Source organism: Leclercia sp. TB492 (genome assembly GCF_049974505.2).
In the GTDB taxonomy this organism is placed as follows: domain Bacteria; phylum Pseudomonadota; class Gammaproteobacteria; order Enterobacterales; family Enterobacteriaceae; genus Enterobacter; species Enterobacter adecarboxylatus_C.
Genome location: NZ_CM127572.1, coordinates 1933200 through 1945676, shown reverse-complemented (window position 1 = coordinate 1945676; position 12477 = coordinate 1933200). Strand labels below are relative to the sequence as shown.

Annotated in this window: 13 protein-coding genes and 2 tRNA genes; 10 read left to right on the top strand and 5 right to left on the bottom strand. The window is 55.8% G+C overall.

All coding sequences use genetic code 11. The annotated features are described in order from the left end of the window. The first annotated feature begins 39 nt into the window (after nt 1–39). Together gloA and rnt are read left to right on the top strand one after the other, a co-directional pair. Nucleotides 40–447, top strand: a complete 408-nt coding sequence (gloA, locus tag ACP4QI_RS09135; protein WP_142489230.1) for a lactoylglutathione lyase — start codon at nt 40–42, stop codon at nt 445–447. A gap of 96 nt (nt 448–543) precedes the next feature. Next, on the top strand, nt 544–1194 hold the full coding sequence (gene rnt / locus ACP4QI_RS09130) for a ribonuclease T (RefSeq protein ID WP_142489229.1): 651 nt from the start codon (nt 544–546) through the stop codon (nt 1192–1194). Between the two features lie 46 nt (nt 1195–1240). Here the strand turns inward: rnt and grxD are convergent, their stop codons facing one another. Then, nucleotides 1241–1588: a monothiol glutaredoxin 4 gene (grxD, locus tag ACP4QI_RS09125; protein ID WP_032617810.1), complete on the bottom strand. Its 348-nt coding sequence runs from the start codon at nt 1586–1588 to the stop codon at nt 1241–1243. Between the two features lie 336 nt (nt 1589–1924). On the opposite strand from grxD, the gene ACP4QI_RS09120 reads away from it, so the two are divergent. Both ACP4QI_RS09120 and sodB read left to right on the top strand, forming a co-directional pair. Next, entirely contained in the window at nt 1925–2728 is an 804-nt protein-coding gene (locus ACP4QI_RS09120) for a C40 family peptidase (RefSeq protein ID WP_426494824.1), read from the top strand. 122 nt (nt 2729–2850) lie between these two features. Continuing rightward, nucleotides 2851–3432, top strand: a complete 582-nt coding sequence (gene sodB / locus ACP4QI_RS09115) for a superoxide dismutase [Fe] (protein WP_231312510.1) — start codon at nt 2851–2853, stop codon at nt 3430–3432. Nucleotides 3433–3467: 35 nt separating this feature from the next. Here the strand turns inward: sodB and ACP4QI_RS09110 are convergent, their stop codons facing one another. Both ACP4QI_RS09110 and cydH read right to left on the bottom strand, forming a co-directional pair. Continuing rightward, nucleotides 3468–4634 carry an MFS transporter gene (locus ACP4QI_RS09110; RefSeq protein WP_426494825.1) on the bottom strand — a complete coding sequence of 389 codons (1167 nt, stop codon included), beginning with the start codon at nt 4632–4634 and terminating at the stop codon, nt 3468–3470. Nucleotides 4635–4798: 164 nt separating this feature from the next. Then, complete coding sequence (gene cydH, locus ACP4QI_RS09105) at nt 4799–4888, bottom strand: cytochrome bd-I oxidase subunit CydH (RefSeq protein ID WP_106993692.1); 90 nt, start codon at nt 4886–4888, stop codon at nt 4799–4801. A 295-nt stretch (nt 4889–5183) separates the two neighbouring features. Between cydH and purR the strand changes: the two genes are divergently transcribed. Next, on the top strand, nt 5184–6209 hold the full coding sequence (purR, locus tag ACP4QI_RS09100) for an HTH-type transcriptional repressor PurR (protein WP_426494826.1): 1026 nt from the start codon (nt 5184–5186) through the stop codon (nt 6207–6209). Here purR and punR read toward each other — a convergent pair. After that, nucleotides 6206–7138 carry a DNA-binding transcriptional activator PunR gene (gene punR / locus ACP4QI_RS09095; protein WP_285127844.1) on the bottom strand — a complete coding sequence of 311 codons (933 nt, stop codon included), beginning with the start codon at nt 7136–7138 and terminating at the stop codon, nt 6206–6208. The genes purR and punR overlap by 4 nt on opposite strands. Before the next feature lie 116 nt (nt 7139–7254). Here punR and punC point away from each other — a divergent pair, with 116 nt between their 5' ends. Then, complete coding sequence (gene punC / locus ACP4QI_RS09090) at nt 7255–8451, top strand: purine nucleoside transporter PunC (RefSeq protein WP_426494827.1); 1197 nt, start codon at nt 7255–7257, stop codon at nt 8449–8451. Nucleotides 8452–8731: 280 nt separating this feature from the next. Continuing rightward, nucleotides 8732–9880: a cyclopropane fatty acyl phospholipid synthase gene (gene cfa / locus ACP4QI_RS09085; RefSeq protein ID WP_285110854.1), complete on the top strand. Its 1149-nt coding sequence runs from the start codon at nt 8732–8734 to the stop codon at nt 9878–9880. Nucleotides 9881–9914: 34 nt separating this feature from the next. Here the strand turns inward: cfa and ACP4QI_RS09080 are convergent, their stop codons facing one another. Further along, the gene (locus ACP4QI_RS09080) at nt 9915–10559 is read right to left on the bottom strand and encodes a riboflavin synthase subunit alpha (RefSeq protein WP_142489221.1); all 645 of its coding nucleotides are present in this window, start codon (nt 10557–10559) and stop codon (nt 9915–9917) included. 223 nt (nt 10560–10782) lie between these two features. Here ACP4QI_RS09080 and mdtK point away from each other — a divergent pair, with 223 nt between their 5' ends. The 3 genes from mdtK (at nt 10783) to ACP4QI_RS09065 (ending at nt 12472) form a co-directional block, all read left to right on the top strand. Then, entirely contained in the window at nt 10783–12156 is a 1374-nt protein-coding gene (gene mdtK, locus ACP4QI_RS09075) for an MdtK family multidrug efflux MATE transporter (RefSeq protein ID WP_142489220.1), read from the top strand. Nucleotides 12157–12307: 151 nt separating this feature from the next. Continuing rightward, nucleotides 12308–12384: transfer RNA gene (locus ACP4QI_RS09070), tRNA-Val, on the top strand. 11 nt (nt 12385–12395) lie between these two features. After that, nucleotides 12396–12472 (top strand) — tRNA-Val (locus tag ACP4QI_RS09065). The last annotated feature ends 5 nt before the right edge of the window (nt 12473–12477 follow it).

The window sequence follows — 12477 nt, the reverse complement described above, 5'->3', positions numbered from 1 at the left end:
TCGTTTCTGTTCAAGATGATAAAAAGCTAAGAGGATAATATGCGCCTACTTCACACCATGCTGCGCGTTGGCGATCTGCAACGTTCCATCGAGTTCTACACCAATGTGCTGGGCATGACCCTGCTGCGCACCAGCGAAAACCCGGAATACAAATACTCCCTCGCCTTTGTCGGTTACGGCGAAGAGAGCGAAGAAGCGGTGATTGAGCTGACTTACAACTGGGGTGTTGATAGCTACGAGCTGGGTACCGCCTACGGCCATATCGCGCTGGAAGTGGATAACGCCGCGGAAGCCTGCGAGCGTATCCGTAGCAACGGCGGCAACGTCACCCGTGAAGCGGGTCCGGTTAAAGGCGGCACCACGGTGATTGCGTTTGTCGAAGATCCAGACGGTTACAAAATCGAACTGATCGAAGCCAAAGACGCCGGTCGCGGTCTGGGCAACTGATCCTGACGGGCGCGCCATGCGCCCGTTGTTTTACTGCATCCCATTGCAAAATTTGCCATAATGCCCACTGCTTTTTTCCCCTTGTAAGAGATCCAGATGTCCGATAACGCTCAACTTACCGGTCTGTGCGACCGTTTTCGTGGTTTTTATCCTGTCGTCATTGATGTCGAAACCGCTGGATTTAATGCCAAAACCGATGCGCTGCTGGAAATTGCCGCCATCACGTTGAAAATGGATGAGCAAGGCGATCTGCTGCCGGACTCCACGCTGCATTTCCACGTCGAACCTTTCGAAGGGGCGAACCTGCAGCCGGAGGCGCTGGCGTTTAACGGCATTGATCCGCATAACCCACTGCGCGGGGCGGTCAGTGAATATGAGGCGCTGCATGCCATTTTCAAAATGGTCCGCAAGGGTATGAAGGACCAGAACTGTAATCGCGCGATTATGGTGGCGCATAACGCGACCTTCGATCACAGCTTTATGATGGCCGCCGCCGAGCGCGCCTCCCTGAAGCGTAATCCGTTCCACCCGTTTGTGACCTTCGATACCGCCGCATTAAGCGGGCTGGCGCTGGGGCAAACCGTGCTGTCGAAGGCCTGCATTACCGCCGGTATTGAGTTTGATGGCACCCAGGCGCACTCTGCCCTGTACGATACCGAGCGCACCACGGAGCTGTTTTGTGAAATTGTGAACCGCTGGAAACGCCTTGGCGGCTGGCCGCTGCCGGAAGCCGACAGCAACGCATAAAAAAAGCGACCTTGTGGTCGCTTTTTTATTTACCGGGCCCGGTAAATCACTCGGCGCCTGGCTCTTCAGATTTGTATTTCGCAGCCGTCTCTTTGATCAGCTGTTGCAGTTCACCGCGCTGATACATTTCAATCAGGATGTCGCAACCGCCAACCAGCTCACCGTCAACCCACAGCTGTGGGAAGGTCGGCCAGTTTGCGTATTTTGGCAGCTCAGCGCGGATATCCGGGTTCTGCAGAATATCAACGTAAGCAAAACGTTCGCCACAGGCAGACAGCGCCTGGACCGCCTGAGCGGAGAAACCACAGCTTGGCAGTTTCGGAGAACCTTTCATGTACAGCAGGATCGGGTTTTCAGCAATCTGCTGCTGAATTTTTTCAATAGTAGTGCTCATGTTTTGCTTCCTTTAACTTCTGTTACGGCAATCGTCTGACATTGTAGCGTTTCAGACCGACAACGGAAAATAACATTTTTGTCACTTATATGATTTTACCGCGCGTCCCTTAAAGATGCATTCAGAACCTAACTTATCGCGAGATTACCTGCGGTTTTGTTCACCTAATGCACAAAACGCCGCTGCGAAATTGTGATTTTTTGCGCTCGCTAACGAAACACAGTTTTAGATGCAAAAAGTTTATTAACGTTGGGCCTTTTTATAGATTAGAATCGACGAGTTTTGTAAATCATAAGCAGGTTTATTTATAACCTGCAATTACCAGGGGATTGCCCAGTGGCGCGAATAAATAAATTCTCGATCACGCTCTGTGCTTTGCTGTTTACTTCTCTCACATTCACGCCGGTGGCTAACGCCTCAGAGCAGGCGCGGCCTTCTGCCGCGCATAAAACGCATCTGGCGAAAGCGACCGAACCTAAGAAAAAAAGCAGTACCAGCAAAACCACAAAAAAAGAGAGCACCAGTAAAAAGAGCAGCACCAAAAAAAGCCTCGCTAAAACACAGTCAACGCATTCCAGCAAAAAAAGCCGCACCACCTCCCGCAACGCCAGCCGAACCACGCAAACCGCCTCCCGCGTTTTGACAGAAAAATGCACCACCCGTAAAGGGCGTAAAGCGCAGTGCGTAAAAACCAGCAAGACCACGACTCTTGCCGAAGCGCATAAAGTCCGGGTGCAGAAAGCGCAGAAAACGGCAATGAATAAGCTGATGGGCCAGATTGGCAAACCTTATCGCTGGGGCGGTTCCTCTCCGCGTACCGGCTTCGACTGCAGCGGTCTGGTTTATTACGCCTATAAAGATCTGGTTAAATTCCGCATTCCGCGCACCGCTAATGAAATGTACCACCTCCGTGACGCCTCTCCGGTCGATCGCGGTGAGCTGGAGAGCGGCGATCTGGTGTTCTTCCGCACCCAGGGCCGTGGTACCGCCGATCACGTTGGCGTGTACGTGGGTAACGGCAAATTCATTCAGTCCCCGCGTACCGGCCAGGACATTCAGATCACCTCCCTCAGCGAAGACTACTGGCAGCGTCATTACGTCGGCGCACGTCGCGTGATGAAGGCCAACACCCTCCGTTAATCCCCTGCCCCGCCGGTACGCCTGCGGGGTAAGTTCCTCTTTTGCATAATCTTTCAATTTGCTACTCTATCCCTTCATTCAGTAGGGCTATTGAATGGATCACTATAATAAGGAGAGAAGCAATGTCGTTTGAATTACCTGCATTACCGTATGCAAAAGACGCCCTGGCCCCGCACATCTCTGCGGAGACCCTGGAGTACCACTACGGCAAACACCACCAGACCTATGTCACCAACCTGAACAACCTGATCGGCGGTACCGCCTTTGAAGGGAAAACCCTGGAAGAGATCGTACGCACGTCAGAAGGCGGCGTGTTTAATAACGCCGCTCAGGTGTGGAACCATACCTTCTACTGGCATTGCCTGGCGCCCAATGCCGGCGGCGAACCGACGGGTGAACTGGCGGCAGCCATTACTGCTGCGTTCGGCAGCTTTGCGGAATTTAAAGCGAAGTTTACCGATGCGGCGGTGAAGAACTTTGGCGCAGGCTGGACCTGGCTGGTAAAAGAGGCCGACGGCAAACTGGCGATCGTCTCTACGTCTAATGCGGGAACGCCGTTAACCACCCGCGCTATTCCGCTGCTGACCGTCGACGTCTGGGAACATGCGTATTACATCGATTACCGTAATGCGCGCCCGAATTACCTCGAGCATTTCTGGGCGCTGGTAAACTGGGAATTTGTGGCGAAGAACTTCGCGGCATAATAAAAACGCCGAAGGGAACTCCTTCGGCGTTATTTTTATTCGGTAGCGCAAACCGGCTCGGGTTGTTTTCGTTCCGAGGCAAAGACCAGAATAAGCCCCAGGCCTGCAATAATGGCCCCCATCACCGGAACAAAGCTGTAGCCCATCCCGCTGGAAATGACCGCCCCACCGGCCGCCGCCCCCAGCGCATTCCCGAGGTTAAAGGCACCGATATTCACCGACGACGATAACCCCGGCGCATCGCTGGCCACGCGCATGACGCGCATCTGCAAAGGCGGTACCACCGCAAAGGTCGCCATGCCCCACACCACCATCGCCACGGCCGCGCCCACTTCATTACGCGCCAGCCACGGAATAGCCAGCATGATGACGATCAGCTGGAGTAAAAAGCCTTTCAGGGTGCCGCTCACGGATTTGTCCGCCAGCTTGCCGCCCAGGTAGTTGCCAATGGAAAAACCGACGCCAATCAGCACCAGCATGGCGGTGATAAAGGCCGGAGTCGCCTGGTTGATGTCATGCAGCACCGGGGCAATGTAGGTATAGAGGGTGAACATCGCGCCGGCTCCGAGGACGGTAGTCAGCAAGGCAGACAGCACCTGCGGACGCAGCAGCACCGCCAGCTCTTTGCGCACCTCCGGTTTTTCGCCCGCCCCGCCAGCCGGCAGGGAGAAGAACAGCGCAATCATCGAAACCACGCCCAGCAGCGCGGTCGCCATGAAGGACATCCGCCAGCCAATCGCTTCGCCCATCCAGGTTGCGGCCGGTACCCCACCGATATTGGCGATGGTGAGGCCCATAAACATGGTGGCGACAGCGCTGGCCTGCTTATGCTTCGGCACCACGCTGGCGGCGACTACCGACCCGAGGCCAAAGAAGGCGCCGTGGTTCAGGCTGGTCAGAATACGCGACAGCATTAGGGTGGTGTAATCCGGCGAGAGCGCCGACAGGACGTTACCGACGGTAAAGATCGCCATCAGGAAGATCAGCGCATTGCGACGCCCGCGATGGGACAGCAACAGGGTCATCAGCGGCGCACCCACCATCACGCCGATGGCGTAGGCGCTGATCAGCATGCCCGCAGCGGGAATAGAGACATCTACCCCCCGGGCAATAACCGGTAGCAGGCCCATCGGGGAAAATTCGGTTGTGCCGATACCAAAGGCACCAATGGCCAGGGCCAGCAGCGGAAAATTGATTCTCATACTTCAACTCCAGACACCGTGTCGTCAGGCGACACAGAACAATGAAGGCGAAAGCATGACACCAATCACAAAAAATGAGAAGTTAACAATTTGGCAAAAGATTTTTGCAGGGCGCGTAACAATCAGCGGAAGGAACGAGGGAGAGCTGACCTCTCCCGCATCAATCAGTGCAGTGCCGCCGTCAGACCACTGGCAACAATCAGACTCAGAACAATAATGGTAGTAATCAGCGAAAACTTAAGATCGGTACTCATCAATTTTTCTCCTTTTAATCACCCTATTAAGAGTGAGCCTGCTCATTTTTACACAGTTCAGGGTAAAAATCTTGCTGGATTTAGATTGATATCGGTTTTTGCTCTTCCCCTTTTGGCCAAGATAAGACAAAATTCCACGCTAAATTTATTAGCGTACCGGCCATTGACCCCCTCCTGACGTCCTGTGTCGTTTTCCCGGCGTACCGCAATTCAAATTGCGCAATTAGGGCGAGTGAAGGCAAACGTTTACCTATTGGTTTTTCAGGAGCTTAGATATGGTCTGGAGTGACATCTGATGGCAACAATTAAAGACGTGGCGAAACGCGCAAACGTTTCCACTACAACCGTATCACATGTTATTAACAAAACCCGCTTTGTTGCGGAAGAGACCCGCAACAACGTCTGGGCGGCCATTAAAGAGCTGCACTACTCTCCCAGCGCCGTGGCCCGCAGTCTGAAGGTGAATCACACCAAATCGATTGGCCTGCTGGCGACCAGCAGCGAAGCGCCCTATTTTGCAGAAATTATTGAAGCAGTGGAGAAGAACTGCTTCCAGAAAGGCTACACCCTGATCCTCGGCAACGCCTGGAACAGCCTCGAAAAACAGCGGGCCTATCTGTCGATGATGGCGCAGAAGCGCGTCGACGGTCTGCTGGTGATGTGTTCCGAATACCCGGAATCCCTGCTCACCATGCTGGAAGAGTACCGCAATATTCCAATGGTGGTGATGGACTGGGGAGAAGCGAAGGCCGACTTTACCGATTCGGTAATCGATAACGCCTTCGAAGGCGGCTACATGGCCGGTCGTTATCTGATTGAACGCGGCCACCGTGAAATCGGCGTGATCCCCGGAGCGCTGGAGCGCAACACCGGGGCCGGGCGTCTGGCGGGCTTTATGAAAGCGATGGAAGAGGCGTTAATCACGGTGCCGGAAAGCTGGATCGTGCAGGGCGACTTTGAGCCGGAGTCCGGCTACCGCGCCATGCAGCAGATCCTCTCCCAGAGCCCGCGTCCGACCGCCATCTTCTGCGGCGGGGATATTATGGCAATGGGTGCACTCTGTGCCGCCGATGAGATGGGCCTGCGCGTCCCGCAGGACGTTTCGCTGATCGGGTATGATAACGTGCGCAACGCCCGCTTCTTTACCCCGGCGCTGACCACCATTCACCAGCCGAAAGATTCGCTGGGTGAGACCGCTTTCAACATGCTGCTGGACCGTATCGTTAACAAGCGCGAAGAGTCCCAGTCGATTGAAGTGCATCCGCGCCTGATCGAGCGCCGCTCCGTCGCGGACGGTCCGTTCCGCGACTACCGCCGTTAATCCTCTCCGGGAGTCAGTACCTCTGGCTCCCGCAGCCACTCCCGGTTCATCGTTTCACTGTCGCCCAGATAATCCAGCAGCCAGGCCAGGGCCGGTGACATATCGTTTTGTTGCCAGGTCAGGCAGCAGGCCGCATCCGGGAAAGGATTTTCCAGCGTCAGCTCAACCCATTTCCCGCTGTCGATCCACGGCCGGGCAAAATGCACTGGCACCATCCCCACGCACAGACCAGCCGAGAGGCAGGTGGCGGACGATTCCCAGTCCGGGGTGACGATCCGCCGCTGGTTATCCAGCAGCCAGGTGATGCGTTTTGGCAGCGAGCGGGAGGTATCCTCGCGCACCAGCGAGGGCCAGTTGCGCAGGGTATCATCGCTGAGCGGTCCTTCCATGGCGGCCAGCGGATGATGGCTGGCGACCACGCAGATCCAGCTCAGGGTGCCCATATCACGAAACGCATAGCGTCCCCCGACCGGGATCGCCTGGGTGGCGCCGATCGCCATCTCCACCCTGCCGTCCGCCAGCGCGTCCCAGACGCCGTTGAAGACCTCCTGCGAGACCCGCAGCTCGACGTCGGAAAAGTGGCGGTAAAAATCGACAATCATCTGCCGGGTGCGCTCGGGGCGCACGATATTATCCACCGCAATGGAGATATGGCTCCGCCAGCCGTTGGCGATCTGCTGGCACTGTTCGCGGGTGATCTGCATTTTTTTGATAACAGACCGCCCCTCTTTGAGAAACCACGTCCCGGCAGGCGTGAGCTCCACGTCCCGGTGACGCCGCTCAAACAGCGGTACCGCCAGCCACTCCTCCAGCTGACGCACGGTGTAGCTGATGGCGGACGGGACGCGATGCAGCTCCTGCGCTGCTCCGCTGAAGCTGCCGTTACGCGCCACGGCATCCACCACTTCAAGAGAATATTCTGACCACATTTTCTGCCTGCAAAATTTTTGAATGCAACCGCCAAATATTAGCGTTTCACAAGCGGGTTTGCACTCCCTACACTCAGCGGCTACCCAAACCTGCGCCCAAACGGAGTAATAAAATAATGACACCCGGGAAAGGATTTTTAGTCTGGCTCGGCGGCTTAAGCGTGCTGGGCTTTCTCGCCACCGATATGTACCTGCCTGCCTTCGCCATCATGCAGGAGGATCTGCAGACCCCGGCGGCGGCCATCAGCGCCAGCCTGAGCCTGTTCCTGGCGGGCTTTGCCTTTGCTCAGCTGCTGTGGGGACCAATGTCCGACCGCTTCGGCCGTAAGCCGGTTTTACTGGCGGGCTTAGCCATTTTCGCCCTCGGCTGCCTCGGTATGCTGTGGGTTCGCGATGCCACCTGGCTGCTGGTGCTGCGCTTCATCCAGGCGGTGGGGGTTTGTGCCGCAGCGGTCACCTGGCAGGCGCTGGTGACCGACTACTACCCGGCCTCGCGCACTAACCGTATTTTTGCCACCATTATGCCGCTGGTCGGACTCTCTCCGGCGCTGGCCCCGCTGCTCGGCAGCTGGATCCTTGCCCACTTCAGCTGGCAGGCGATTTTTGCGGTGCTGTTTGTTATCACCCTGGTGCTGATGATCCCGGCCTTTAGCCTGAAGCCAGCGGCAGTGAAAAATGAACACCCTAAACAACGCGTCACCTTTTTATCGCTGTTGCGCTCGCGTACCTATCGCGGCAATGTGCTGATTTACGCCGCCTGCTCCGCGAGCTTCTTCGCCTGGCTGACCGGGTCGCCGTTTATTCTCAGCGATATGGGTTACAGCCCGGCGGCGATCGGCCTGAGCTACGTGCCGCAGACCATCGCCTTCCTGATTGGTGGCTATGGCTGCCGTGCCGCGCTGCAGAAATGGCAGGGTCACCAGATGCTGCCGTGGCTGCTGGGCCTGTTTGCCCTCAGCGTGATCGCCACCTGGGCCGTTGGGTTTATCCCTGGCGTGGGCCTGGTTGAGCTGCTGATCCCCTTCTGCCTGATGGCGGTGGCAAACGGCGCGATCTACCCGATTGTGGTGGCGCAGGCCCTGCGTCCCTTCCCGCAGGCGACCGGCAGCGCTGCCGCCCTGCAGAACACCCTTCAGCTGGGCCTTTGCTTCCTGGCGAGCCTGATGGTGTCGTGGCTGATTGCCACCCCGCTGCTGACCACCACCAGCGTGATGGTAGCAACCGTGGTGCTGGCGGCGATTGGCTATCGGATGCAGTACGTGCGCGCAGAACAGCAGGATGACAGGCTGCAGGCCGGGTCTTCACAGGCATAACGGGCGAGTTGATTAGCATGCTAACAATATCCTGTTGAATCACTACCCTATCAGTCCTATACTGACTGAAGCGTTCTGATAAATACTAAAAATATTAAGTGTTAACGGGAGCCGGAGTGCTCCCGTTTTACCATGGATGGCCTTTCGGCAAGGGTCCTCTCCCTTCCTCTGTTCTACGTCGGATATTAGCCTCACGGGTCACGCCGTGAAATTTCTCACTCTCCATAAAGAGCGTCTACGCTATTTATGGATTCTGATCACATCAGGTGATGGAGAAGCTATGAGTTCATCGTGTATAGAAGAAGTCAGCATCCGGAATGATGACTGGTTCCGGATCGTCAATGAATTGCTGAGCCGCGCGGGTATCACCATCAACGGCCCGGCATCCTCCGATCTACAAATTAAACACCCCGATTTTTTTAAACGCGTCCTGAAGCAGGGCTCGCTGGGTCTTGGCGAGAGCTATATGGACGGCTGGTGGGAGTGTGAGCGGCTGGATATCTTTTTCAATAACGTCCTGCGGGCGGGCCTGGAAACACAGCTGCCCAGCCATCTGAAGGATACGCTGCGGATCGCCACTGCCCGTCTCTTCAACCTGCAGAGTAAAAAGCGTGCCTGGATCGTCGGCAAAGAGCATTACGATCTCGGCAATGACCTGTTCAGCCGCATGCTCGACCCCACCATGCAATACTCCTGCGGTTACTGGAAAGAGGCGACCACCCTCGAACAGGCGCAACAGGACAAATTACGTCTTATCTGCGAAAAACTGCAGCTGAAACCCGGCATGCGGGTGCTCGACATTGGCTGTGGCTGGGGCGGGCTGGCGCATTTTATGGCGCATCACTATGGCGTCAGCGTGGTGGGTGTGACCATCTCTGCTGAACAGCAAAAAATGGCTCAGGCGCGCTGCGAGGGGCTTGATGTCACCATCCTGTTGCAGGATTACCGCGACCTGCGCGATCAGTTCGATCGCATCGTCTCTGTAGGAATGTTTGAACATGTCGGGCCGAAGAACTACCGCACCTATTTTGAGGTGGTGGATCACAACCTCAAGCCGGACGGTCTGTTTCTGCTGCACACCATAGGTTCACAAAAAACCGACCATCGCGTCGACCCGTGGATCGATAAATACATCTTTCCGAATGGCTGTTTACCTTCAGTTCGCCAGATTGCGAATGCCAGCGAACCCCATTTTGTAATGGAAGACTGGCATAATTTCGGCGCTGATTACGATACCACCCTGATGGCATGGCATGAACGTTTTCTCGCCGCCTGGCCGGAGATCGCAGACAACTATTCCGAACGATTTAAACGGATGTTCAGCTATTACCTGAATGCCTGTGCCGGAGCGTTTCGCGCCCGCGATATTCATCTGTGGCAGGTGGTGTTCAGCCGCGGCGTGGAGCACGGCCTGCGGGTGGCGCGCTAAATAAAACACCCCGGCATGCCGGGGTGTTTTTTTATCACGCGTCGTTAAGCGTCTGTTGGATGGCTGCTGCCTCTTTGGCTGCCAGCACGCGCTCTACGGTATCGACCACCGCCTGGGTTTGCGGATCGATTTCAATATTGACCCGATGGCCCAGCTTTTTATTGCCGAGTGTCGTGCGCTGCAGCGTCTCCGGGATCAGGTGAACGCAGAAACGGGTTGGCGTCACTTCACCCACCGTCAGGCTGATGCCGTCCACGCCAATAAATCCTTTATAGAGGATGTATTTCATTAACGACGGATCCTGAACTTTAAACCAGATCTGGCGGTTATTTTCTGAGGTCAGGATTTTAGAAATTTCAGCCGTGGTCATAATATGGCCCGACATTAAATGCCCGCCGATTTCGTCGCTGAATTTTGCCGCGCGTTCCACGTTAACAATATCACCCTCGGCCAGGTCGCCCAGGTTGGTGATACGCAGCGTTTCCTTCATTAAATCGAAACTGATCAGGTTACCGTTAATTTCGGTGACCGTCAGACAACAACCGTTGTGCGCAACCGATGCCCCGGTCTCCAGCCCATCGAGCATCTCATCCGGCAGGGCGACAACATGGGTTCGGAAGTTGGGTTTTTCATCAATGGACACCAGTTTCGCGGTGCCCTGCACAATACCAGTAAACATGCTTACGACTCCTGTTTGTTCCTTCGGTGATGACACCGTTTTATCGCACCACAATAACAGTTGAAAATAGAGGTTGCCAGTACCCCACCTTTTCTGGCGATTTTTTCACTAGATAATTAGCCTATCCCCGCTACAATAGCTGGAATTCCCCGCATCTTCTTCTTGCTGTTTTTTCGCAGCGGCTTTTTCTCTTTCAAATAACAACAATATCAAAGGTGTTCACGTGCAGAAGTACTTGATTGAAGCGCGTCAGTTATTAGCTCTGGCGATCCCGGTAATACTGGCGCAAATTGCCCAAACCTCGATGGGATTCGTCGATACCGTGATGGCGGGTGGCTACAGCGCCACCGACATGGCCGCGGTCGCCATCGGCACCTCTATCTGGCTGCCGGCGATTTTATTTGGACACGGCCTGCTGCTGGCGTTAACCCCTACTATTGCCCAACTGAACGGCTCCGGGCGCCGGGAGCGTATTGCCCATCAGATCCGCCAGGGGTTCTGGCTGGCCGGTTTTGTCTCGGTGCTGATCATGATTGTCCTGTGGAACGCGGGCTATATTATTCACGCCATGCGCAATATTGATCCGGCCCTGGCGGATAAAGCCGTTGGGTATTTACGCGCCCTGCTCTGGGGAACGCCAGGTTATTTATTCTTCCAGGTAGCGCGTAACCAGTGCGAAGGTCTGGCGAAGACCAAACCGGGCATGGTGATGGGGTTCATCGGGCTGTTAGTGAATATTCCGGTGAACTACGTCTTTATTTACGGTCATTTCGGCATGCCGGAACTGGGCGGCGTCGGCTGCGGCGTGGCAACGGCAGCGGTGTACTGGGTGATGTTCTTCGGCATGCTGTCTTATGTAAAGCGCGCCCGTTCCATGCGCGATATTCGCTACGAAGCCGGTTTCAGCAAGCCGGACATGGCGGTAGTGAAACGTCTGGTACAGCTGGGTCTGCCTATCGCTCTGGCGCTGTTCTTCGAAGTGACGCTGTTTGCGGTAGTGGCGCTACTGGTCTCCCCGCTGGGGATTGTCGACGTGGCTGGTCACCAGATCGCCCTTAACTTCAGCTCCCTGATGTTCGTACTGCCGCTGTCGCTGGCCGCCTCCGTGACCATTCGCGTCGGGTATCGCCTCGGCCAGGGCTCAACCCTGGATGCGCAAACCGCCGCCCGCACCGGGATTGGCGTCGGGGTGTGCATGGCGGTGTGCACCGCACTGTTCACCGTCACGCTGCGGGAGCAGATCGCCCTGCTCTATAACGATAATCCGGAAGTGGTGATCCTTGCCTCCCAGCTGATGCTGCTGGCGGCGATATATCAGATCTCCGACTCCATTCAGGTGATCGGCAGCGGCGTGTTGCGTGGCTATAAAGATACCCGCTCGATCTTCTTTATCACTTTTATCGCCTACTGGGTGCTGGGGCTGCCGAGCGGTTATATTCTGGCCCTCACCGACCTGGTGGTGGATCGGATGGGGCCTGCCGGCTTCTGGATGGGCTTTATTATCGGCTTAACCTCTGCCGCAATCATGATGATGCTGCGCATGCGCTTCCTGCAGCGCCAGCCATCCAGCGTGATTTTGCAACGCGCTGCACGCTAATTGCGCAGTAGCCGCCCGCGGGCGGCTACTTTCTCCGCATTTTGCGCGGGAATGCAGCAATCGCGTGAATTCGTGAAGAAATTTGCAGTTTTCCTCTTGCCTGATGCCCGCGCTGCCGCTAATATTCGTCCCCGTTGTCACACACAACAATGCGTTCATAGCTCAGTTGGTTAGAGCACCACCTTGACATGGTGGGGGTCGTTGGTTCGAGTCCAATTGAACGCACCATTCTCTACAGTGCGTCCGTAGCTCAGTTGGTTAGAGCACCACCTTGACATGGTGGGGGTCGGTGGTTCGAGTCCACTCGGACGCACCATTTCA

What these genes read in the sequence shown, in the direction of transcription:
- gloA (WP_142489230.1), top strand. Translation starts at nt 40, where the DNA reads ATGCGCCTACTTCACACCATGCTGCGCGTTGGCGATCTGCAACGTTCC.
- punR (WP_285127844.1), bottom strand. Translation starts at nt 7,138, where the DNA reads ATGTGGTCAGAATATTCTCTTGAAGTGGTGGATGCCGTGGCGCGTAAC.
- ACP4QI_RS09080 (WP_142489221.1), bottom strand. Translation starts at nt 10,559, where the DNA reads ATGTTTACTGGTATTGTGCAGGGCACCGCGAAACTGGTGTCCATTGAT.
- grxD (WP_032617810.1), bottom strand. Translation starts at nt 1,588, where the DNA reads ATGAGCACTACTATTGAAAAAATTCAGCAGCAGATTGCTGAAAACCCG.
- rnt (WP_142489229.1), top strand. Translation starts at nt 544, where the DNA reads ATGTCCGATAACGCTCAACTTACCGGTCTGTGCGACCGTTTTCGTGGT.
- punC (WP_426494827.1), top strand. Translation starts at nt 7,255, where the DNA reads ATGACACCCGGGAAAGGATTTTTAGTCTGGCTCGGCGGCTTAAGCGTG.
- cydH (WP_106993692.1), bottom strand. Translation starts at nt 4,888, where the DNA reads ATGAGTACCGATCTTAAGTTTTCGCTGATTACTACCATTATTGTTCTG.
- cfa (WP_285110854.1), top strand. Translation starts at nt 8,732, where the DNA reads ATGAGTTCATCGTGTATAGAAGAAGTCAGCATCCGGAATGATGACTGG.
- ACP4QI_RS09110 (WP_426494825.1), bottom strand. Translation starts at nt 4,634, where the DNA reads ATGAGAATCAATTTTCCGCTGCTGGCCCTGGCCATTGGTGCCTTTGGT.
- purR (WP_426494826.1), top strand. Translation starts at nt 5,184, where the DNA reads ATGGCAACAATTAAAGACGTGGCGAAACGCGCAAACGTTTCCACTACA.
- sodB (WP_231312510.1), top strand. Translation starts at nt 2,851, where the DNA reads ATGTCGTTTGAATTACCTGCATTACCGTATGCAAAAGACGCCCTGGCC.